Below are 21,529 nucleotides of genomic sequence, written 5' to 3'. Positions count from 1 at the left end.
GGACTCATGCCGCAGGAGTAGAGTATCCGGCTCCGACGCTTGAGGAAGTACTCATGAACAACCAATTTGCCGTGATCGGCCTGGGACTGTTTGGCAGCGCCCTGTGTGAAGAGCTGCAACGGCAGGATGCCGAGGTGCTGGCGATAGACATCGACGAGAGCAAGACCCGTCAGATAGCCACCCTCTGCAACCACGTGATCGTCGCCGATGCCACCGACGAGGCCACGGTGGCCGAGCTGGGGCTGGCCGACTTCGACATCGTCTTCGTTGCCATCGGTGACAACCTCGAGACCAGCATCCTCACCACCCTCGTCCTCAAGGAAGCCGGCGTGAAGAAGGTGTGGGTCAAGGCGCGCGACAAGTTCCACGCCAAGATCCTGCAGAAGGTGGGGGCCGACAAGGTGATCAACCCGGAGTGGGACATGGGCCGCCGGGTCGCCCAGAGCATGCTGGACAACCGGCTGTTCGACTATCTGGAGCTGGGCCACGACATGGTGCTGACCGAGTTCGTCATCGGTTTGCCGCAAAATGGCCGCACCCTCGCCGATCTGCATCTGCTGCAACAGACCGAACTGCAACTGCTGGCCATCAAGCGCGGCCAGGTGCTGCACAACGTGCTGACCGGCAAGATGGAGCTGCAACTGGGTGACATCCTGATCCTGGCGGGCAACAAGCACGCCATCGACCACTGGCTGGAAACCCTATGACCCGCTGGCGTAGCAACTACGCCTTCGCCCTGCACCGGGACGACGAGTCGCGCTGGAGCGAAGCCAAGCTGATCCTCGGCAGCTTCCTGATCATCCTGCTGGTCGGCACCCTGTTTCTGGTGCAGCCCTCCAGCCACAACGGCGAAGTGAGCTTCATCAACGCCCTGTTCACCGCAACCTCGGCCATCAGCGTGACCGGGCTCGGAGTGGTGGATACCGGCACCGCCTTCACCCTGCAGGGGCAGATCTTTCTGTTGATGCTGATGGAGATTGGCGGCCTCGGCCAGATGACCATGACCCTGCTGCTGATCGCCATGTTCAGCAAGCGGGTCGGTCTGCGCCAGCAGGTGCTGGCCAAGGAGGCACTGGGTCAGGAGGGGTCGGTCAACATCATCCAGCTGGTGAAGCGGATCGTGCTGTTCGCCTTCATCGCCCAGCTCATCGGCACCGGCCTGATGGCCATCCGCTGGGTACCCGAGCTCGGCTGGGAGCGCGGCCTCTACGTCAGCTTCTTCCACGCGGTCTCGGCCTTCAACAACGCCGGCTTCTCGCTGTTCGCCAACAATCTCATCGACTATAGAGACGACCCCATCATCAGCCTGACCATAGCCGCGCTGATCATTCTGGGGGGGATCGGCTTCACCGTCATCGTCGACCTGGTACGCAACCGCCGCTGGCGCAAGCTCAAGCTGCACAGCAAGCTGATGCTGATCATGACACCGGCCCTGCTGCTGCTGGGTACCCTGATGTTCTGGCTGCTGGAGCACAACAACCCGGGCACCCTCGGCAAGGCCTCCTTCGGCGGTCAGTGGCTGGCGGCCTTTTTCCAGTCCACCAGCGCCCGTACCGCCGGCTTCAACTCCATCGACATCGGCCAGATGGTGCCCGCCTCCCTGCTGTTCATGATGATGCTGATGTTTGTCGGGGCCGGCGCCACCTCCACCGGTGGTGGTATCAAGGTGACCACCTTCGCGGTAGTGCTGCTGGCGACCAAGGCGTTTCTGACCAAGCGCCCCCATGTCACCGCCTTCGGCCGCACCCTGTCACCCCAGATAGTGACCCGATCGCTGGCCATCATCATCGTCAGCACCATGGTGCTGATGCTGGCCATGTTCCTGCTGATGCTCACCGAGCAGCAATCCTTCGACAAGATCATGTTCGAGACCATTTCGGCGTTTGCCACCGTGGGGCTCTCCACCGGCATCACCGCCGGTCTGAGTGAACCGGGCAAGCTGATCCTGGTGCTGGTGATGATCTGCGGCCGTCTCGGTCCTCTGACCCTGGCCTTCATGCTGGCCCGCCCGAGCGAGACCCGCATCAAGTATCCGGAAGAAGCCGTCTACACCGGCTGATGACCGTTGGTCGTTACGCCGACAAGCCGACAAAAAGAGAGGGGCCATCATGCCCCTCTCTTTTTTTCTTGCCGACACCCAATGGTCAGGCCGCCTGGCCTTTGGTCGTTCGCTTGCCCGTGCTCCTGCCTGCACTTCTGCCTGAACTCTTGCGAGGCGCAGCGCCACCAGCAGCCGGACTCTTGCGCTTGGTGAAGCGGCGCTTGTCGGCTCCGGGCGCCGCCTTGGGCAGGGCGCTGAAGCCGGCCCCCGAATCCTGTCTGGCGCCGTCGATCAGGCCGTTCAACTGCTCGGTCAGCGGCCCCATGAATTGCTGATAGCTCGTCTGCCGCTCGGCAATCCGGCCGAGATGCTGCTCCCACAGCGCCGTCATGTCAGGGGTGGTCGCCGTGGCAGGCAGCGCCTGAATGAGAGCCCGCCCGGTCGGAGTCGCCTTGATGCTCTTGCCCTGGCGCACCAGAAAGCGGCGCTTGAACAGCAGATCGATGATGCCCGCCCGGGTCGCCTCGGTGCCGAGGCCGTCAGTCTCGCGCAGGGTCTTGCGGATCTCGGGATCCTGCACGTAGCGGGCGATGCCGGTCATGGCCGCCAGCAGGGTGGCATCGGTGAATGACTTGGGCGGCTGGGTCATCTTCTCCTGCAGCTCCCCCCGCTCGCACAGCAGTTGCTCGCCCTTGCGCAGGGCCGGCAGGGTCCCCGCCTCCTCTTCATCATCTTCCTCCACCCCGAGCAGCGCCTTCCAGCCCGCCTTGAGGATCCGCCGCGCCTTGGCCTGGAACAGGCCGCCGGCGATGCGCAGCAGCACCTTGCTGTCGTTGTACTCGAACGGCGGGTAGAACTGCAGCAGGTACTGACGGGCAATCAGGCCGTAAAGCCTCGCCTCGTCAGCCCCCAGCGTGGCCGGGTTGCCCTGCTTCTCGGTGGGGATGATGGCGTGGTGGGCATCCACCTTGCTGTCGTTCCACGCCTTGCTGCGGATCTTGCCGTCCGCCTCGCTCACCGCCTTGGCCAGCGCCGGCGCCGTGCTGGCGATGGCCTCCCGCACCTGGCCGGCCCGGTTGAAGTGATCGCTCGGCAGATGACGGCTGTCGGATCGCGGGTAGGTAATCAGCTTGTGGCGCTCGTAGAGCCCCTGGCAGATGTCCAGCACCCGCTTGGCGTCCATGCCGAACCGCTTGGCGGCATCGATCTGCAGACTGGAGAGGTTGTAGGGCAGCGGCGCCGCCTGCTTGCGGGCCTGCTCCTCCACCTCTTCCACCAGTGCGGGCTGGCCCTGGATCCGCTCCACCACCTTGGCGGCCAGCGCCCGGTTGAGCACTCGCCCCTCCTCGTCCTGCCAGGGCAGACAGGCCTCGGAGGGCAACCACTTGGCGCTGAAACGCTCGTTACCTTCGGTCTGTAGATGGGCCAGCACCTCAAAGAAGGGCTTGGGCACGAAGGCTTCTATCTCGAGATCCCGCCGTACCACCAGCCCCAGCAGCGGCGTCTGCACCCGGCCGACCGACAGCAGCTCGCTGCAACCCCCCTTGCGGCCAAGCAGGGTATAGGCCCGGGTCATGTTGATGCCGTAGAGCCAGTCGGCCCGGCTGCGGGCCAGCGCCGACACCGCCAGCGGCACGAACTCCTTGTTGTCTCTGAGCTTGTCGAGGGCACGGCGCACCGCCGGCGGGTTGAGATCGCTGATGAGACAACGCAGCACCGGCCTGGTTTTGCCGTAGCCGAGGAAATCGATCACCTCGTCCACCAGCAGCTGCCCCTCCCGGTCCGGGTCACCGGCGTTGACCACGCAGTCGGCCTGTTTGATCAGCCGCTTGATGACGGTGAGCTGGGTCTTGGTCTTCGGCTTGGCCACCAGCTGCCACTGGGCCGGGACGATGGGCAGCGACTCCATGCGCCACTGCTTGTAGGCGGCGTCATAGGCATCGGGCTCGGCCTGCTCCAGCAGATGGCCGATGCACCAGGTCACCACATCCCCCTGTGCGGTTTCGATAAAACCGTCCCCCTTCTTGTGGGGCTTGGGCAGCACGTCGGCAATGGCACGTCCCAAACTGGGCTTCTCGGCGATGAAGAGTCGCATGGCAAACACCTGAATACTGTATATGTGAACAGTATATAACGGGCCCCGGGCAAAGCCCAAGCCCTCCGCAGGCGCGAGGCGACAGGCCCTTGCCGAGGCAGGAGCGATGAGAGGGAGTGGCGGGCGGGTGCACAGCACCGCCGGGTGGTGGATGGCAGGCCCAAGCTGACCATGATTCAAACGAGGACAAAAAAGACGGTAAAATCGCAGGAAGTTAAATTAAATTCAATTAAATGATAAATTACAAAATAATAAATGCATTTAAAATAACAATACAAAATATAAATCATGATAGAGGTCAATCAACTACCTCTCCGTGGATACTACTATATTGGTAATATTTGATCGTAGGAAAACGCCGTCATGCTTGGAAAATTGTTGAGAAAAACCTGGTTCTGGCTACTGCTGCTCGGAGCCCTCCTAGGCGTTGCAGCGCTGGGGGTCACGGTGACCGTCATGCACAAGACCAGCTCCACCGAGTTCTGCGTCTCCTGTCACTCCATGCAGACCCCGCTGGCCGAGTATCAGGGCAGCGTCCACTTCCAGAACGTGAAGGGCATCCGTGCCGAGTGCGCCGACTGCCACATTCCGGGTGATCCCACCTCCTATCTGTGGACCAAGATCCGCGCCGTGAAAGATATCTATCACGAGGCGATCGGCACCCTCGACACGCCTGAGAAATACGAGGCTCACAAGCTGCGCATGGCACAGTCGGTGTGGGACGAGCTGAAGGCCAACGACTCCGCCACCTGCCGCAGCTGCCACAGCTACGCAGCCATGGACATCCTGGCCCAGCGCCCCAACGCCCGTGCCGAGCACCCGGTCGCCATCAAGGAGGGCCAGACCTGCATCGACTGCCACCGCGGCGTCGCCCACATCATGCCCGACATGAGCGGCCTGGCCGCCGCCGGTGCCAGCGAGCTGGCGCAAGCCGCCGCCCAGACCCCGGCCAGCGTCACCACCCGTTACGCCATCGCCACCACCCCGCTCTATCTGGATGCCGGCGCCAAGACCGACGAAGGCACCCTGATGCCCTCCACCCAGGTGGAAGTGCTGGCCAACGACAACGGCCGCGCCCAGGTGCGCATCGACGGCTGGCAGCAGGACGGGGTGAGCGAGGTGTTCTACGCCGCCCCCGGCAAGCGCATCCTGAGCACCCTGCTCGGCGACAAGGCCAAGGCGCAGCTCACCACCGGCAAGAGCGAAACCGACAGCGCCACCAACCTCACCTGGCATCAGGTCAGCCTGACCGCCTGGGTGGATCAGAGCCAGCTCATCGGCGATCAGGGCAAGCTGTGGCAGTACGCCTCCACCCTGATGTCCAACAACTGTACCGGCTGCCACGGCCTCACCGCACTGGATCACTTCAACGCCAACCAGTGGATCGGCGTCATCAAGGGGATGGAATCACGCACCTCCCTGACCCCGGAACAGGCACGCATGTTGACCCAATACGTCCAGAAACATGCCAGTGACATGAACGCGGCGCACTAAGGCTGGCACAGAGGAAATCGTCATGACTTTTTTTACCGATAAGCAAACCAATCTCTCCCGCCGCAGCCTGCTCAAGGGGCTGGGCGCCTGCGCCGCCCTGCCGCTGCTGGCCGGCGTCTTCCCGAAAAGCGCGCTGGCCCAGGCCATCAGCACGGCGCTTGAACAGTTCCCGACCCTGGTGCCCGCCCAGAAAGGCATCCTGACCGGCGCCCACTGGGGGGCTTTCGAGGCCATCGTCGAAGAGGGCCGCATGGTACGGGTCCAGCCGGTGGCCGATGATCCGGCCCCCAACGATCTCATCGACATGGCGCCGTTCCAGGTCCACGCCAAGAACCGCATCAAGTACCCCATGGTGCGCAAGAGCTGGCTGGAACAGGGCCCGGGGGCCAAGCCCGAACTGCGCGGTGCCGACGAGTGGGTGCGAGTGAGCTGGGAGAAGGCCATCGCCCTGGTGGCTGGCGAGATAGGCCGGGTACAGAGCGACTTCGGCCCGCAGGCGATCCACGCCGGTTCCTACGGCTGGAAGAGCGTCGGCATGTTCCACAACAGCCGCACCCTGCTGCACCGCCTGATGAACCTGGCGGGCGGCTTCACCGGTTATGCCGGCGACTACTCCGCCGGTGCCGCCCAGGTGATCATGTCCCACGTGATGGGCTCCATCGAGGTGTATGAGCAGCAGACTGCCTGGCCCAACGTCATCGAGCACGCCGAACTGGTGGTGCTGTGGGGGGTCAACGCCCAGGTCACCCTGAAGAACAGCTGGAACATGCCGGATCACGAGGGTCAGGCCGGTTTCAAGGCGCTCAAGGAGAAGGGCACCCGCATCATCAGCATCGACCCGGTCTACAACGAAACCGCCAAGCTAGCGGGGGCCGAGTGGATTGCGCCGAACGCCTACACCGACGTGGCCATGATGCTGGGGGTAGCCCACACCCTCTACAGCGAGCAGAAGCACGATCAGGCCTTCCTCGACCGCTACACCACCGGCTTCGACAAGTTCCTCGCTTATCTGCTCGGCCAGGAAGACGGCCAGCCGAAGAGCGCCGAGTGGGCGAGCACCATCTGCGGCGTCGATGCCAAGGTGATCCGCCAGCTGGCCCTCGACATGGCGTCCAAGCGCACCATGATCATGGCGGGCTGGGGCATGCAGCGGCAGCAACACGGCGAACAGCCCAACTGGATGCTGGTCACCCTGGCCGCCATGCTGGGCCAGATCGGCCTGCCGGGCGGCGGTTACGGCTTCAGCTACCACTACTCTTCCGGTGGCAGCCCCACCGCCAAGGGCGGCATCCTGGCGGGCATCTCCGCCGGCAATGCGCCAAAGAACGGGCCGGCGCCGATCCCGGTGGCCCGCATCGCAGACTGTCTGGCCAACCCCGGCAAGACCATCGACTTCAACGGCCGCAAGGTGACCTACCCGGACATCAAGCTGGTCTACGTGGCGGGCGGCAACCCCTTCCACCACCACCAGGACACCAACAACCTGGTCAAGGCCTGGCGCAAGCCGCAGACCGTGATCGTGCACGAGCCCTACTGGACCGCCACCGCCAAGCACGCCGACATCGTGCTGCCGGCCACCACCAGCTACGAGCGCAACGATCTGGAGATGGGCGGCGACTACTCCCAGCGCTACGTGTTCCCGATGCACCAGTGCGTGCCGCCCCAGTTCGAGGCGCGCAACGACTTCGACATCTTCCGCGACGTGGCCGCCAAGCTGGGCCTGCAGGAGCAGTACACCGAAGGCAAGGACGAGATGCTGTGGCTCAAGCAGATGTACGACGGCATGGCCGCCCAGGCCCGCGGCGCCCGGGTGGCGCTGCCGCCGTTCAACATGTTCTGGGAGTCCAACAACTACATCCGCTTCCCGGTGCCCGAGGCGAACCGCCAGTGGATCCGTCACGCCGATTTTCGCGAGAACCCGCTGCTCAACCCGCTCGGGACCCCGTCCGGCAAGATCGAGATCTTCTCCAGCACGGTGGCCGGCATGGGTTATGCCGACTGCGCCGGCCATCCCAAGTGGTATGAGCCCAAGGAGTGGATCAAGAGCAAGGAGGCGACCCGCTATCCGCTGTCGCTCAACACCTCCCACCCGACCCAGCGGCTGCACTCCCAGCTCGACAACACCCCGCTGCGGGACAAGTTCGCCGTCGCCGATCGCGAGGCGATCCTGATCCACCCGGACGACGCCAAGGTACGCGGCATCCAGGATGGCGATCTGGTGCGGGCCTTCAACGACCGCGGCCAGATCCTGGTGGGAGCCCTGCTCTCGACCGACATCCGCCCCGGGGTGGTGCGGGTGTGCGAAGGGGCCTGGTTCGATCCGGCCAAACCGGGCGAGGCGGGGAGCCTGTGCAAGAACGGCAACGTCAACTGCCTCACCTTCGACGAGGGCACCTCCAGCCTGGCGCAGGGCAACTGCGGCCACATGGCCCAGCTGCAGATCGAGAAGTACCAGGGCCCGGCCCCGGTCAACACCGCCCACGCGGTGCCGGCCAACGCCTGAGCAGAGGACTGAGCAACAAAAACGGCGCCATCAAGGCGCCGTTTTCTTATCTCGGTTTGTGGTGTGACTCAGAAGTCACCCTCAACCATCTACTCTTCCGGATACTCCACCCGCTTTGCAGCCAGAGCGCGGACAAGGACTCTGAATCAGAAGTCACCTTCCACCATGTACTCTTCCGCACACTCCACCAGCTGAGGCCAGAGTTCTTCCGGCACCCAGGCATCCGGGTCATCTTCATCCCCGTCGTACTGGCTCCAGAAGTAGCGGCGCAGGCCGGAGGCGAAGTCATCGCTCAGCTCGGCCAGCTCGGAGAGCGGCCCCAGCCAGGCGATGCGGCGCAGGCCGGAGGCGAGATCGTTGATGGCGTCCATCAGGCCGCGATCGTCGAAGCTCTGCTCCACCAGCAGGGTGAAGCGCTCACGCGCCCGCTCGGTCTGATCCTCATCCAGCTCGCCCACGTCGGCCAGCAGGTCGACGAAATCTTCCAGCAGGAAGGCAATCAGGCTGTCGCGATCCTCAAACCACTGGATCTGGGCCCCCTTGGTGCCCAGCACGGAGGCATCGAACGAATCGTCGAGGTGACACAGTGCCCATGGATCATCGGTCATGGTTCTCTTCCTCAGGCTAAAACAGGTGCCATATCTTATGCCTAGCTCTCCACTCTTGCCACCTTGGGCAGCGAGAGAGAAGCTGCCAGCCCGCCGAGCTCGGCGCGCCCCATGATGAGGCTGCCGCGGTAGGCTTCCGCCAGATCGGAGACGATGTTGAGACCCAGCCCAGAACCCGGCACCTTCTCGTCGAGGCGCACCCCGCGCAGCACCGCCTTGGCGATCTGATCCTCGCTCATGCCGGGGCCGTCATCCTCGATGCGCAGGGTGATCCAGCCCCCCAGCTCGGCGCTGGAGATGCGCAGCCGGCCGGCCGACCACTTGAAGGCATTTTCCAGCAGGTTGCCCACCATCTCGTCGAAGTCCTGCTCCTCCACCCCGACCGCCAGGGTGGCCGGCACCTGCAGGTCCACTTCCCGGCCCGGATAGAGGCGGGAGAAGGCGCGGCAGATGTACTCCACCCGCGCCCGCACCGGGGTCGACACCCCAAGGATCTTGGCGGCACCGGTCACTCGCGCCTTGCCGAGGTGGTAGTCGATGTGGCGCTGGATCTGATCGAGCTGCTCGCCGAGGGCGGCCTGATCCTCCGGCGGCAGCTGGGCCACCTGGTTGCGCATGATGCTGAGCGGCGTCTTGAGGGCGTGGGCCAGGTTGCCGGTGTGGGAGCGGGCCCGCTGCAGCAGCTCGCCATAGTGGTGCAGCAGCTGGTTGATGTCCTCCACCAGCGGCTGGATCTCCAGCGGATAGCGCAGCCTGAACCCCTCCTGATGTCCCTGATGGACCCGGCTCAATTCGCGGCGCAACAGGTGCAGCGGCCGCAGGCCGTAGACGATCTGGAACATGAAGCCGAGCACCAGCCCGGTCGCGGCAAAGCCGAGGCCGAGGAACAGGCTGATGCGGGTCTTCTTCAGGGTCTGAGTCAGGGCGCTGCTGTCCTTGGCCATCACCAGGGTGAACACCCGATCCGAACCGGGCAGCAGCACGGTGCGGGTCATGATCAACAGCGGCTCCTTGTTGGGCCCCTTGCCGACGAAGAGATCCGGATCGCCGAAGGCCGACTTCAGGCCGTGCACGTCGAGGTGCACATCCCACAGGGAGCGGGAGCGGCTGACCACGCTCTCCCCCAACTCCAGCTGCCAGTAGTAACCGGAGTAGGGCTGGCGAAAGCGGGGGTCGGCCATGGGTTCGGTGACCACCGGCAGACCATCCGGCTGGATCTCGAGGCGGGAGAGCAGATCGTAGAGCTGCAGGCGCAAGCCGTCGGCCTCAGCCTCCTGCCAGTAGTTGCGCATCATGGTCTGCAGGCTGAAGCCGGTGGCGAACAGGAACAGGCCGCACCAGACCATGGCGATGACCACCAACCGCCCCCGCAGGGTACGCACCAGCCTCATTCAGCCGCTCCGGTACAAGAGGGCATCAAGAGCCGGCTCATTCGTTGATCCGGTAGCCGAGACCGCGCACCGTCTCGATGAGATCGGAGTGGGTCTTCTTGCGGATCCGGCCGATGAACACTTCCACCGTGTTGGAGTCGCGGTCGAAATCCTGGGCGTAGATGTGGTCGATCAGCTCGCTGCGCGACACCACCTTGCCCCTGTGCTGCATCAGATAACCGAGCACCCGGAACTCGTGGGCGGTCAGCTTGATGGGGGTGCCTTCGTACCACACCTGGGACGCCGCCATGTCGAGCCGCACCCCGCCGATCTCCAGGATCGAGCTGGCGTTGCCCGCCGCCCGCCGCACCAGGGCATGGACCCGGGCCACCAGCTCGGCCACCTGGAACGGCTTGGTGAGGTAGTCGTCGGCCCCGGCGTTGAGCCCCTCGATCTTCTCGTGCAGCTGGCCACGGGCGGTCAGCACCAGTACCGGGGTGTCGATCCCCTTGCTGCGCCACTCCTTCAGCACGCTCAGGCCGTCGCGGCCCGGCAGACCGAGATCCAGAATGATGGCATCGTAGGGCTCGGTCTCGCCGAGAAAACCGGCCTCGTTGCCGTCGTGGCAGAGGTCGGTCACGAAACCGGACAGGCGCAGCTGCTCCGCCAGCTGGCCCGCCAGGGTCTTCTCATCTTCAACTATCAGAATTCGCATAAATGGGTATCCAAAGCAGGGTTGTGCCGGTACCGGCGGCGGTTGGGGAACGAACCGGATGGCGGTGCGTTCGCGGACTCACTCCATCACTCCTCTTCCGGGGGCGGACGCGGTTCGAACAGCCGCTCCAGATGATGACCCTTGAGCCACACCATCTCCAGGTTGTCGGCCCGATAGCCCACCTTGATGACGCTGTTCTCGCTGTCGATCAGCTTGAGTTCGTACAGCCAGATGCCGTCCTCCTCCCCCAGATCGACCCGCAGCACCCGTACCGGCAGGCGGGAAGCCACCTCCATCACCTCATGAAAGGGGCGCACCCGTCCCTCGCTGACCGCCTGCTGCAGCAAGGCCTCGTTCGGCGTGGCCGCCTGTGCCAGTGCCGGCAGCAGCAACCCAAGCAGAGACAGGGCTCTATTCATGGATGATTCATCTCCCAAAACCTAACATAATGCCGTTTATAGTCTGCCAGCCATGAATCCGGAATGAATATGATCCGACGCAGTTTCCTGCTGATCCTTTGCCTCTTCTCCACCCTCGGCTGGGCGGCCGAGAGCCGTCTCGACATGGCCGGGCTGGTCAAACTGCTGGTGGCCCAAGGGTATCACGACATTCGGGAAGTGGAGCTGGAAGGGGACAAATTCGAGGTGGAAACCCTGGATGCCCAGGGACAACGGGTACGACTCCAGGTGGACGCCCATACGGGTGACATCAAAAAAGAGGCCGACTAGGCCTCTTTTTTATTGCGGGTTGTCGGGACGGCGCACAGCCGGCCTCATGCCTCCCTCAGTTTCTGCGGCCGAAGCCGGCGCCAGGGACGCAGCAGCTTGTCGCGGCGCGGCACCAGCAGGGCGCAGGCCAGCAGCAGATAGATTAGCGGCTCCTGCCAGCCGCTCTTGAGCGACCACCAGTAGTGCACCGGCACCAGCAGGGCCACCGCGTAGATCCAGTTGTGCAGCTTCTGCCAGGCCGGCCCCATGCGCCGCAGCAGGGCCGGGATCGAGGTGAGGCTGAGCGCCAGCAGCAACAGCAGCGCCACCATCCCCACCACTATATAGCTGCGTTTGACCAGCTCGCCGCCAATCAGCCCCCAGTCGAACTGCAGATCCAGCCCCAGCCAGACCATGAAATGCAGACCGGCCCACGCGGCGCACCAGAGCCCGAGCGGGCGGCGCAGCTTGATGAGCTGCCCCTGCCGCCAGCGTTTGGCCAGCGGCGACACCAGCAGGGTGAGCAGCAGCAGGTTGAGCGCCCCCTTGCCCAGATAGTGGGTCAGCCCCTGCACCGGATCCCCTCCCAGCAGGCCGCCGGGCACGGCCACCAGCAGCCAGAGCAGAAACCCCAGCGAGGCGAGGTGTACCAGCGCCCGCAGCAGGGTGATGTGACGCGCCGTCAGTCGCAGAGTCATGGTGTCAGCTCCTCTCGTCTCAATACCACTTGCGCAGATCCATGCCCTGATAGAGGGACGCCACCTCATCGGCATAGCCATTGAATGGCAGGGTCGGCTGACGCTTGGCCCCGAAGATGCCCCCCTCACCGATGAAGCGCTCGCTGGCCTGACTCCAGCGCGGGTGATCCACCGCCGGATTGACGTTGGCGTAGAAGCCGTATTCGTTGGGGGCCAGCAGGTTCCAGGTGGTGGGCGGCATCTCCTCCACCAGCCGGATGGCGACGATGCTCTTGATGCTCTTGAAGCCGTACTTCCAAGGCACCACCAGCCGGATCGGCGCACCGTTCTGGGCCGGCAGCGCCTTGCCGTAGAGCCCCATCGCCAGGAAGGAGAGCGGGTGCATCGCCTCGTCGATGCGCAGCCCCTCGACATAGGGGTAGTCGATGCCGCCACCGAGGGAGCGCGACGCCTGTCCCGGCAGTTGCTCCGGATCATAGAGAGTCTCGAACGCCACGAACTTGGCGCGGCTGGTAGGCTCGGCCCGGTGGATCAGATCCGCCAGCGCGATGCCGCTCCAGGGCAGCACCATGGACCAGGCCTCCACGCAGCGCAGCCGGTAGATGCGCTCCTCCAGCGTGCTCTTGTTGATGAGATCCCACACGTCCAGGGTAAACGGCTTGGCCACCTCCCCTTCCACCTTCAGGGTCCAGGGCTCGGGCTTGAGGTAGTGGCCGTTGCGGGCCGGATCCCCCTTGTCGGTGCCGAGCTCGTAGAAGTTGTTGTGGGTGGTGGCCTTCTCCTCCGGCGTGAGGATCACCCCCTCCGGCCGGGTAGCGGCGTGGATGTTGAGCGCCCGGGTAGCGACCGGCGCCGGCTTGTCGCCAGAGAAGAGATCGAGCACTCCGGCCTGGGTCGGAAACGCCAGGGTGGCGGCGCCGAGCCCCAGCCCTTTCAGGATCAGACGGCGATCCTGATAGACGGCTTCCGGCGTGACATCCTGTTCGGTGAGGTGGTGGGCAGAGCGGCGCTTGAGCAACATGGAAAAACTCCCGGGGCGATGAGGGTAACAATCATAAGACCCGCCCCGGCCGAGTTTTATTTCACGGAAAATTACATGAATTGATAGAGGGGCAGTGCCTTGGCCATGGTTCCGACCAGAAACAGCACTACGAACACCAGCAGGGGAACGATCACATTTGGCACCATCAGACTCACTCCATGAGCAGGACAGGGCCTCTAACTATGGAGCAGGGGCCAGCGCCTCACCATGAAATATTTTCGCGAGCGCAAGCGTATTCCTGAGTTGAAATGAGTGATGGAGATCACACACAATCCCGCCCCTGCTTGCCGCCCCTCTTGTGCGGGGTAGGCTCCCTTTTTTCCGAATTTCACTACTGAAGAGTCACGCCATGAGCCCATTGATCGCCATCGCCATCACGACCGGGATCCTCTCCGCCGTCTGGGGCTGGGTCGCCGTTACCCTCGGCCTCATCTCCTGGGTCGGCTTCCTCGGCTGCACCAGCTATTTTGCCTCCAGCGGCGGCTACAAGGCGCTGCTGCAGACCCTGCTGTGCAATGCCAGCGGCATGCTGTGGGCCCTGCTGCTGATCCATGGCGACGCCTGGTGGGGCGCCGGCGTGGCGGGCTACCTGATGACCGGGGTGGTGGCCACCCTGATGTGCGTGCAGGCCAAGCAGCAGTGGCTCGGCTACATTCCCGGCACCTTCGCCGGTTGCTGCGCCACCTTCGGTGCGGCGGGGGAGTGGCGGCTGATCCTGCCGTCGCTGGTAATTGGTGCGCTGTTTGGCTACCTGATGAAGGCGAGCGGCCTCTGGCTCTCCCATAAAACCCAGAAAACCCAGGCCACCGCGGGCGTCACCGACCCGGCCTGATCCTGGCGATGTGACCGATCCGGTCTGAAACCAGAGGGGCGGTCCGTCATCGACGGGCCGCCCCTCTGTCATTTATCCCTTCGACTTGAAGTTCGCGGCTTCGATGCCGTGCCGATTCAACAGCTTGTAGAAATCGGTGCGGTTTCTGCCCGCCATGTTGGCCGCCAGGGTCACATTGCCCTCGGTGGTGCGCAGCAGCCGGATCAGATACTCCTTTTCGAACTCGGCCCGCGCCTCGTTGAAGGAGGGGATGCCACCACTGCCGCCACTCAGGGCAGACTCCACCATGGCGGCACCGATCACCGGACTGCAGCAGAGGCTGGCCAGCTGCTCCACCACGCTGCAGAGCTGGCGCACGTTGCCGGGCCAACCCGCCGCCGCCAGCAGGGCCAGCGCCTCCGGCGAGAAGCCGAGGGCAGCGCAGTCGCCGTGGCGGCTGCGATAATCATCCAGCGCCTGCCTGGCCAGCAGCGGAATGTCTTCACTGCGGGCGCTCAAGGGGGGCAAGGTGATGTTGGCCACGTTGAGCCGATAGAAGAGATCTTCCCGAAAGCGCCCCTCCTCCATCGCCGCCACCAGGTCCTGATGGCTGGAGCTGATGACCCGCACCTCGGGCGTGCCCTGGCCGTACTCCTGCAACACCTGCAGCAGCTTGGCCTGCAGCGATTCCGACAGGTCCCCTATCTCGTCGAGAAACAGGGTCGCTCCCTTGGCCTGTTCAAACAGGCCGGACTGGCCATCCTCACCGAACAGCTGCAGATCCAGCGCCGCCCACGGCAGGGCGGCACAGTTGATGACATGCAGCGGCTTGTCACGCCGGCTGCTGGCCTGGTGCAGCGCCTGGGTCATGACGCCCTTGCCGGAACCGGAAGGGCCCATGATCAGCACGGGCACTTCCATGGCGGCGATGCTGCCAGCCTGGATCAGCAACTGCTCCATCTGCGGGTTGCGGGTCAGGATCAGCGACTGCCAATCCTGTCGCTGCTTTGGGCGCGTCAGGCTCAACGCGTGTTCTATGGTGGCGAACAGCTCATCCTTGTCGATGGGCTTGGTGAGAAAACTGAACACCCCGGAGCGGGTGGCCTGAATGGCATCGGGAATGGTGCCATGGGCGGTCATGATGATGACCGGCAGCCCCAGCCACTGGGACTGGATCCGCTCGAACAGCGCCAGCCCGTCCATGCCGGCCATGCGCAGATCGCTCAGCACCAGATCGGCCCGTTGCTGGCGCAGCCGGTCCAGCGCCCCTTCGGCGCTGTCGGCGGTATCCACCTCATAGCCCTGGCTGCGCAGGCGCATGCTCATCAGCTTGAGCAGGCTGGCATCGTCATCGACCAGCAGGATGCGACTCATTTCAGCGCCTCGCCATTGCCGTTCAGCTTGCGCTGATTGAGTTGATCATCGATGGCGGAGAGTTGCTCGATCTGGCGGCGCAGACGCTGCACCTCCTGACTCTGATCGTCGCGCCGGCTGTCGCGGGCCAGCAGCTCCTCGCCGAGGGCGATCCAGCTGCGCAAGAAGGCCTGGGCATCCAGCCCGAGCTCCGGCAGCAGGCTCTTGAGCTTGTCCAGACCGGCCCGCCGGCTGGCCACCGACTCGGAGGGGTGGGTGTTGACCATGGCCAGACTGACCCGGCTCTCGATATCGGTCGCCCCCTTGAGACGCTGGCGCTCCTGGGCCCGCTGCTGGGCATGGCTGGCCAGCAGCCAGTCCGAGTATTGCAGGCGCACCTGCATCTCCTTGTTGGCAAACTCCATCCGTTTGGCGAGGGCGAGATCCGGCGACGCCGCCGGGTCACGCGCTGGCAGCAGGGAACAGCCTGTGAGCAGGCTCATCATCAATACCGGAACAACACATTGTTTCATCTTGGGCTTCACTTCAACGTCAACCGGAAACAGACATCCGCCTGTTCATCTTCAACCAATACCAACTCGCCGCCAAGGCTCATCGCCGATTCCCGGGCGATGGAGAGCCCCATGCCTGAGCCTTTCAGCAGCCCCTGGCGCACAATACTGCCCTGCTCGAAGGGCTCGAAGATCCGCTCCCGCTCAGCCAGCGGAATCGCGGGCCCTTCGTTGGCCACCTCCAGCCAGCTGCCGTTGCCATCCTGCCCAGCGCGGATCCAGATCTGCCCGCCGCTGGCGCCGTAGCTGACCGCATTGGAGAACAGATTATCGAGGATCAGCCGCAAGCGATATGGCTCGGCCTGCAGGGTGATCGGATCGGTCGGCAAGTGTACACTGATTTGTTTGGATTCCAGCGCCAGCCGGTACTCTGCAGACAATTCTGACAGCAGGGGCGCCAGCGCCACCGGGGTCAGGGTGAACACCTCCTGCTGGCTGAGCCGGTTGAAGTCGAGCAGCCGTTCGATCAGGGTCTGCAGCCGGCGGCTGTTCTCCTCCAGCATCTGGCAAATCTCCTGCTGATCCGGGGTGAGCGGCCCTACAAGCTGCTCGGAGAGCAGATCCGCCCCTTCCCGCAGCACCGCCAGCGGGGTCTTCAGCTCGTGGGAAACGTGGCGCAGGAACTGGTATTTCTGCTGCTCCAGCTCCTTCAATTTATCGTGCAACCAGACGATCCGCTCCCCCAGCAATACCAGTTCGGCCGGCCCGTCCACCGGGCGTTTGTCCGGTTCCACGCCGGCCCCCAGACTCAAGATCCGCGACTCAATCTGACGCACCGGGTGGATGATCAGATAGGTAAACAGCAGCACCAGCAGCAGGCTGAGCACCGCCACGAAACCGCTGACCCACCAGATCTCCGTCATCAGGGCGGCGATGGTCGCCCGCACCCGGCTGACATGCTCGTCTACCTGGCTGCGGGTGATAATCTCAAGCTGCTGATTAACCTGATTAAATTCATCAAATTTGGGGCTGTTTGACTCGGCCTTGGCGCGGGCGAGATCCTGCAGGCTGTCGAGCCAGGCGAGCGCCTGCTCGAGACCCGTGTAAGCCTCGGCATCCGGGATGGAACTCTGGTGAGCGGCCAGCAGGCTGCGATAACTCGCCAGCTGCTGCTGATAACTGGCCAGGATGCGCTCATCTCCCAGCACCGCATAGCGACGAAGAGTACGTTCAAGATCAATGGCTTGGGTGGTCAGCAGCGTCGCTCGACGGGTGTCGCGCACTGCCCGTTCCAGCTCGTCGCTGGTCAACTGGCTGAGGTGTTCGAGGGACTGGCTGTCGTGCCAGATCATGCCGCCCAAAGGCATCAACACCAGAACAAACCCCATCAATACCACTTGCAGCAGGGAGCGTGGGCGTACCTTGGTCATCTTGGACTATCTCAATTCAGCAGGGGTGGGTCAGCATATCTGCACTCCCCCAAAAAGCAAAACCGGCCAGAGGGCCGGTTCATGCTGCAGCTTGGGCATTACGCCAGACCGACGGATGCCACACAGATAGTCAGGATCATGGCCAATGCGCCAGATGCGGTCAGCAGTGCCCATTTCAGTTCCACGCTCATGCAAACCTCCTTTCTTGCCAAGATGATAGAGCCTGATCACAACAGACAAACCGATGTTAATGCATAGTTAACCCGATAACCGTGAGCTGTGTATGAATTTCAGATGAGCCCCATCCAAGGACCGGTGACATGTTCTATCTGTGTAGCATTGGATCGAATCTTGACCCCCATCAGCACGTCAGTCAGGCGGTCGGCGAGCTGCTCGTGCACTTTGGCCGCCTGCAGCTGAGCTCGGTGATCCAGACCAAGCCGGTCGGGATGCACTCCAGCCATGATTTCCTCAACTGCCTGTTCGTCGCCGAGAGCGAGCTGGCTCCGCACCAGCTCAAGGCACACTTCGTCGCCATGGAGCTGGCCCACGGCCGGGATCGCAGCGATCCGCGCTGCAAGGTGCTGGACCGGCCGCTGGACATCGACATCCTGGCCAGCAGCCAGAGCGATGACTTCTCCACCGCCCGGGTCGATGCCTATCTCGACGAGCTGCTGGCGGAGCTCTATGGCCGTGGCCAGGTGCATGATCGCAAGGTGACCCTGCCGCTGCATACCCGCTTGATGGCAGGCAAGGTGATCGAGGAGCGCCAGGTCGGTCTCGCCCCCATCGCCCTGCAACAGGAGATGGCGACCCCCGCCGCACTCCTGCGCTGACCCTAGATGACGGCCAGACCGCGGCCGCCATCCACCCGGATGCTGGCCCCGGTCATGTAGTCGTTCTGCATCAACAGCTGAACCGCCTGCCAGATGGGCGCCAGCCCCCCTTCCCGCGCCAGCGGCGTCTTCGCCAGCACCTGCTGGCGCCACGCATCGCCATGCTCGTCGAGAAACAGAATGGGGCCCGGCTCTATGGTATTGACCCGGACGGCGGGTGCCAGCTCGCGGGCAAAGCTCATGGCCAGCGAGTGGGCCCCCGCCTTGGTGGCCACATAGCTGGCGAACTGGGGTGCCGGCGCGTGGATGTAGATGTCGGTGATGTGAATGATGCCGGCATTGGCGTTGCGCGCCAGCTGGGGCGCCAGCGCCCGGTTCAGCTGGAAGGGGGCCGCCATGTGCACCCGGTAGAACTGATCAAACTGGGCCAGCTGCGCCGCCGGATCCGCCGCCTGCGGCTCAAACGCCGAGGCGTTGTGGATCACCAGCGCCAGATCCTGATGGACCGCCAGCGCCTCGATCAGCTTGCCGACCTCCTCCTCGCGCGCGAAATCCGCCTGCACCAGCTCGACCCCCAGCGCCCGCAGCCGCGCCAGCTCGGGTCGTTCGCTGCGATAGCTGCCCGTCACCTGCCAACCCGCCGCCACCAGCTGTTCGCACAGATAGAAACCAAGCCGGCGGCCACACCCCGTCACCAATGCACGCATACCCTCTCCTTGATTGTCCGGCCGGGGGATACCTATCGATCCCCACGGCACAAGCCATTGGCCGTGGCCGCCACCCGGCGGGCATAGTGGCGCCATTACCACCTTAACGGAGCCACTTCCATGTTACAGATCCGCGATCACATGAGCCGTTCGACCCACTCCCTCACCCCGCAGCTCGGCCTGGCCGAGGCGCTGGATCGGCTGCATGACTCAGGCCTCAGCGGCCTGCCGGTGCTGGACCCGCAGCAGCGGTTGATCGGTTTTCTCTCCGAGCAGGATTGCATCCCGAGCCTGCTCACCGGCAGCTATCACTGCGATACCCGCACCCGGGTCGAGGATCTGATGAGCCGGACACCGCTCTCGGTCAGCCCGGATGACAGCATACTGGATCTGGCCCGCCAGATGACCGAGGCCAGACCCAAGGTCTATCCGGTGCTGGAGGGGAACCGGGTCGTCGGCATCATCAGCCGCCGGCAGGTCATGCAGGCCCTCAACACCCAGATGAAGGGCTGCCTGCCCACCTAGATCTGGTAGCGCCCCTTGTCGCCGATATCGAAGTGCAGCGGCATGCGCCACTTGGCCAAGGAGAGCAGGCAGAGCAGCAACCCGCACACCAGCGCCACCAGGGCGGCGGCCCAGCCGATGCCGGCCAGCTCCAGCAGCCACAACAGGGGCAGCAACAGAGGGACCGCCCTGATCCCCGGAATGGCGAAGCAGAACTGCTCCTTGAAGGCCAGCCCCGCCAAGGTGGCCAACGCCGCCCCCAGCACCAGCACATCCGGCGCCCCGCTCGCACTGAGCAGCAGGGCGCCCCAGCCCAGCCCCTGCAGCACAAAGCGAATGCGCTTGTCATAGACATGCAGGCATAACCCGCATACCCCGCTGGCCACGGCCAGCGCCACCAGCCAGCTCGCCGGCGCCAAAAAATCCTGCCCGAGCAGCAGGCTTGCCCCTCGACACAGCAGCAGCAAGGCTGCCAGACTCAAGCCAAGGCGATAGAGGCAGACCGACACTCTGTCGATGCCGTCCAGCTCGCTTTCTATTTCAGGGTTTGCCATCGGCGGTCGCCTCTGTTGCAGGTAGGGGCCAATATACTTGAATTATGCCCGCGAGCGATTCCCTATTCCGTGCAGGAGATGTGGTTTGCGAAGATTCATTCTGCTCTGCCTGTTGTTCCCCCTCTGGCTGCAGGCCAAAGAGTTGATCATCGGTGGCACCCTGGAGCCGCCGCTGAAGTATCTGGATGCACAGGGCGTTCCCCATGGTCTGGACGTGGACGTGGTCAGCACCATCTTCGGCAAGCTGCGCATTCCCATCCGCATCGAGCTGACCGACTCCGGCGCCCGGCTGACCCGCAACGCCGAAACCGGGGTGTACGACCTGGTGATGACCCACTCCTACAAGCCGGAGCGGGAGCGCTATCTGCTCTACCCACAGCAGGCCCACCTGCGCCACAGCTGGCACTTCTTCGTGCGCAAGGCCGACCTGCTGAAGATCCGCTACGACACGCTGAGCGATCTGAAACCCTGGCGCATCGGCATCACCAAGGATTTCTCCTATACCCCGGAGCTGACCGCCGCCCTCGCCGACCCGGCCTATCACTTCCAGGAGATCCCCATCAACCAGCTGCAACTGCGCAAGCTGATCGCCGGGCGCATCGACGTGGTGCCCATGCCGCTGGTCACCGCCTTCGCCCAGATCAAGGAGGAGGGGCTGGAGGGCAAGCTCGATTACCTGCCCAAGCCGCTCAAGGCCAGCCCTTACTACACCGTCTGGACCAAGGCCAGGGCCGATGCCACCACCCCGGCCCTGATGGCGGCCTACGACGCCGAGCTACTGCGCATGAAGCGCGACGGCCGGCTCAAGGCCATCTACGACCACTACGGCATCCCCTATATCGAGCCCTGATCCCGACCGTCAGGGCTGCACACCTCGCAATATCGGGCTCTGCAGTGAAATCCGGGTTTCGCATGTGAAATGGAGCTCCCGCGTCCCTCAGTCCTTAAGGCTTCACATCCCGCAAGATCGGGTTTTGCAGCGAGATTAACGTCTCGGTGGACTGGATCTCGTCGATGGTCTGGATCTTGTGGATCAGCACCGTCTGCAGCTCGTCGATGGAGCGGGTCATCACCTTCATGAAGATGCTGTAGTGGCCGGTGGTGTAGTAGGCCTCCACCACTTCGTCCAGCGCCTGCAGCTTGGCCAGCGCCGAGGGGTAATCCTTGGCGCTCTTCAGATTGATGCCGATGAAGCAGCAGACGTCGTAGCCCAGCTTCTTGGGGTTCACCTGCACCCGCGTTCCCTCGATGATGCCCGCCTGCTTCATCTTCTCCACCCGCACATGGATGGTGCCCGGGCTGACCAGCAGTTGTTTGGCAAGCTCGGCATAGGGAATGCGCGCATTCTCCATCAGGGCGGTGAGGATGGCCTGATCGAGATTATCGATCCGATAATTTTCCGGCACTTTTTTGCACTCCCGTTGATGATTCATCATTAATTACCGGTGTATTTTGAAGAAAAAAATACACAAAGCCTATTTCTATTATCGAATATTGAATTTAGTTGGCAATCTGTTGAAGAATCCTCACATCCAACGGGTTCAAGACA

Annotated in this window: 23 protein-coding genes; 9 read left to right on the top strand and 14 right to left on the bottom strand. The window is 63.6% G+C overall.

Annotated features, from left to right (window positions below; translation table 11 throughout):
- The first annotated feature begins 53 nt into the window (after window positions 1-53).
- The gene (locus ACPW75_RS22510; protein ID WP_011707709.1) at window positions 54-707 is read left to right on the top strand and encodes a potassium channel family protein; all 654 of its coding nucleotides are present in this window, start codon (window positions 54-56) and stop codon (window positions 705-707) included.
- Window positions 704-2,059 carry a TrkH family potassium uptake protein gene (locus tag ACPW75_RS22505; protein ID WP_077095685.1) on the top strand — a complete coding sequence of 452 codons (1,356 nt, stop codon included), beginning with the start codon at window positions 704-706 and terminating at the stop codon, window positions 2,057-2,059. Before ACPW75_RS22510 ends, ACPW75_RS22505 begins: the two co-directional genes overlap by 4 nt.
- 85 nt (window positions 2,060-2,144) lie before the next feature.
- Here ACPW75_RS22505 and ACPW75_RS22500 read toward each other — a convergent pair whose 3' ends face one another.
- Window positions 2,145-4,136 carry a DNA topoisomerase III gene (locus ACPW75_RS22500; protein ID WP_077095686.1) on the bottom strand — a complete coding sequence of 664 codons (1,992 nt, stop codon included), beginning with the start codon at window positions 4,134-4,136 and terminating at the stop codon, window positions 2,145-2,147.
- A gap of 363 nt (window positions 4,137-4,499) precedes the next feature.
- On the opposite strand from ACPW75_RS22500, the gene ACPW75_RS22495 reads away from it, so the two are divergent.
- Both ACPW75_RS22495 and torA read left to right on the top strand, forming a co-directional pair.
- A complete protein-coding gene (locus ACPW75_RS22495; protein WP_039212972.1) occupies window positions 4,500-5,630 on the top strand; it encodes a NapC/NirT family cytochrome c in 1,131 nt (376 codons plus the stop codon).
- A 22-nt stretch (window positions 5,631-5,652) separates the two neighbouring features.
- Window positions 5,653-8,133, top strand: a complete 2,481-nt coding sequence (torA, locus tag ACPW75_RS22490) for a trimethylamine-N-oxide reductase TorA (RefSeq protein ID WP_077095687.1) — start codon at window positions 5,653-5,655, stop codon at window positions 8,131-8,133.
- Window positions 8,134-8,279: 146 nt separating this feature from the next.
- Here the strand turns inward: torA and ACPW75_RS22485 are convergent, their stop codons facing one another.
- The 4 genes from ACPW75_RS22485 to ACPW75_RS22470 all read right to left on the bottom strand — a co-directional run bounded on the left by ACPW75_RS22485 (window position 8,280) and on the right by ACPW75_RS22470 (window position 11,245).
- Window positions 8,280-8,741 (bottom strand): hypothetical protein, encoded by a 462-nt coding sequence (locus tag ACPW75_RS22485; RefSeq protein ID WP_010635837.1) that lies wholly within the window; start codon window positions 8,739-8,741, stop codon window positions 8,280-8,282.
- Between the two features lie 41 nt (window positions 8,742-8,782).
- Entirely contained in the window at window positions 8,783-10,132 is a 1,350-nt protein-coding gene (locus tag ACPW75_RS22480; RefSeq protein ID WP_425904370.1) for a sensor histidine kinase, read from the bottom strand.
- A 37-nt stretch (window positions 10,133-10,169) separates the two neighbouring features.
- Window positions 10,170-10,826 carry a response regulator transcription factor gene (locus ACPW75_RS22475; protein ID WP_011707717.1) on the bottom strand — a complete coding sequence of 219 codons (657 nt, stop codon included), beginning with the start codon at window positions 10,824-10,826 and terminating at the stop codon, window positions 10,170-10,172.
- A gap of 86 nt (window positions 10,827-10,912) precedes the next feature.
- Window positions 10,913-11,245, bottom strand: a complete 333-nt coding sequence (locus ACPW75_RS22470; RefSeq protein WP_011707718.1) for a PepSY domain-containing protein — start codon at window positions 11,243-11,245, stop codon at window positions 10,913-10,915.
- A gap of 63 nt (window positions 11,246-11,308) precedes the next feature.
- On the opposite strand from ACPW75_RS22470, the gene ACPW75_RS22465 reads away from it, so the two are divergent.
- The gene (locus tag ACPW75_RS22465) at window positions 11,309-11,554 is read left to right on the top strand and encodes a PepSY domain-containing protein (protein WP_077095688.1); all 246 of its coding nucleotides are present in this window, start codon (window positions 11,309-11,311) and stop codon (window positions 11,552-11,554) included.
- A 44-nt stretch (window positions 11,555-11,598) separates the two neighbouring features.
- On the opposite strand, the gene msrQ is transcribed toward ACPW75_RS22465, so the two are convergent.
- Both msrQ and msrP read right to left on the bottom strand, forming a co-directional pair.
- A complete protein-coding gene (msrQ, locus tag ACPW75_RS22460; protein WP_041216789.1) occupies window positions 11,599-12,231 on the bottom strand; it encodes a protein-methionine-sulfoxide reductase heme-binding subunit MsrQ in 633 nt (210 codons plus the stop codon).
- 19 nt (window positions 12,232-12,250) lie between these two features.
- Window positions 12,251-13,252 carry a protein-methionine-sulfoxide reductase catalytic subunit MsrP gene (gene msrP, locus ACPW75_RS22455; RefSeq protein ID WP_077095689.1) on the bottom strand — a complete coding sequence of 334 codons (1,002 nt, stop codon included), beginning with the start codon at window positions 13,250-13,252 and terminating at the stop codon, window positions 12,251-12,253.
- A gap of 370 nt (window positions 13,253-13,622) precedes the next feature.
- Here msrP and ACPW75_RS22450 point away from each other — a divergent pair, with 370 nt between their 5' ends.
- The gene (locus tag ACPW75_RS22450) at window positions 13,623-14,105 is read left to right on the top strand and encodes a DUF1097 domain-containing protein (RefSeq protein ID WP_011707721.1); all 483 of its coding nucleotides are present in this window, start codon (window positions 13,623-13,625) and stop codon (window positions 14,103-14,105) included.
- Between the two features lie 72 nt (window positions 14,106-14,177).
- On the opposite strand, the gene ACPW75_RS22445 is transcribed toward ACPW75_RS22450, so the two are convergent.
- The 4 genes from ACPW75_RS22445 to ACPW75_RS22430 all read right to left on the bottom strand — a co-directional run bounded on the left by ACPW75_RS22445 (window position 14,178) and on the right by ACPW75_RS22430 (window position 17,570).
- Window positions 14,178-15,458 (bottom strand): sigma 54-interacting transcriptional regulator, encoded by a 1,281-nt coding sequence (locus tag ACPW75_RS22445; protein ID WP_011707722.1) that lies wholly within the window; start codon window positions 15,456-15,458, stop codon window positions 14,178-14,180.
- Window positions 15,455-15,970: a hypothetical protein gene (locus ACPW75_RS22440; protein ID WP_011707723.1), complete on the bottom strand. Its 516-nt coding sequence runs from the start codon at window positions 15,968-15,970 to the stop codon at window positions 15,455-15,457. Before ACPW75_RS22440 ends, ACPW75_RS22445 begins: the two co-directional genes overlap by 4 nt.
- A gap of 8 nt (window positions 15,971-15,978) precedes the next feature.
- Entirely contained in the window at window positions 15,979-17,379 is a 1,401-nt protein-coding gene (locus tag ACPW75_RS22435) for a sensor histidine kinase (protein WP_011707724.1), read from the bottom strand.
- Window positions 17,380-17,477: 98 nt separating this feature from the next.
- Window positions 17,478-17,570 (bottom strand): YnhF family membrane protein, encoded by a 93-nt coding sequence (locus ACPW75_RS22430; RefSeq protein ID WP_143238958.1) that lies wholly within the window; start codon window positions 17,568-17,570, stop codon window positions 17,478-17,480.
- 129 nt (window positions 17,571-17,699) lie between these two features.
- Here ACPW75_RS22430 and ACPW75_RS22425 point away from each other — a divergent pair, with 129 nt between their 5' ends.
- Window positions 17,700-18,215 carry a 2-amino-4-hydroxy-6-hydroxymethyldihydropteridine diphosphokinase gene (locus ACPW75_RS22425; protein WP_011707725.1) on the top strand — a complete coding sequence of 172 codons (516 nt, stop codon included), beginning with the start codon at window positions 17,700-17,702 and terminating at the stop codon, window positions 18,213-18,215.
- A 2-nt stretch (window positions 18,216-18,217) separates the two neighbouring features.
- On the opposite strand, the gene ACPW75_RS22420 is transcribed toward ACPW75_RS22425, so the two are convergent.
- Complete coding sequence (locus ACPW75_RS22420; RefSeq protein ID WP_043164177.1) at window positions 18,218-18,922, bottom strand: SDR family oxidoreductase; 705 nt, start codon at window positions 18,920-18,922, stop codon at window positions 18,218-18,220.
- Window positions 18,923-19,042: 120 nt separating this feature from the next.
- Between ACPW75_RS22420 and ACPW75_RS22415 the strand changes: the two genes are divergently transcribed.
- On the top strand, window positions 19,043-19,447 hold the full coding sequence (locus ACPW75_RS22415; protein ID WP_029304913.1) for a CBS domain-containing protein: 405 nt from the start codon (window positions 19,043-19,045) through the stop codon (window positions 19,445-19,447).
- On the opposite strand, the gene ACPW75_RS22410 is transcribed toward ACPW75_RS22415, so the two are convergent.
- Window positions 19,444-19,980 (bottom strand): DUF2301 domain-containing membrane protein, encoded by a 537-nt coding sequence (locus ACPW75_RS22410; protein WP_041216795.1) that lies wholly within the window; start codon window positions 19,978-19,980, stop codon window positions 19,444-19,446. The two genes, ACPW75_RS22415 and ACPW75_RS22410, sit on opposite strands and share 4 nt — an antisense overlap.
- Before the next feature lie 85 nt (window positions 19,981-20,065).
- Here ACPW75_RS22410 and ACPW75_RS22405 point away from each other — a divergent pair, with 85 nt between their 5' ends.
- The gene (locus tag ACPW75_RS22405) at window positions 20,066-20,830 is read left to right on the top strand and encodes a substrate-binding periplasmic protein (protein WP_077095690.1); all 765 of its coding nucleotides are present in this window, start codon (window positions 20,066-20,068) and stop codon (window positions 20,828-20,830) included.
- A gap of 94 nt (window positions 20,831-20,924) precedes the next feature.
- Here ACPW75_RS22405 and asnC read toward each other — a convergent pair whose 3' ends face one another.
- Window positions 20,925-21,386, bottom strand: coding sequence for a transcriptional regulator AsnC (asnC, locus tag ACPW75_RS22400; protein ID WP_011707730.1), 462 nt, complete (start codon window positions 21,384-21,386; stop codon window positions 20,925-20,927).
- Window positions 21,387-21,529 lie beyond the last annotated feature (143 nt).

Origin of the sequence: Aeromonas sp. FL131, from assembly GCF_049860615.1 — a bacterium.
In the GTDB taxonomy this organism is placed as follows: Bacteria; Pseudomonadota; Gammaproteobacteria; order Enterobacterales; family Aeromonadaceae; genus Aeromonas; species Aeromonas hydrophila.
The sequence above is the reverse complement of the archived record's forward strand: the minus strand, read 5'-3'. Positions and strand labels throughout refer to the sequence as shown.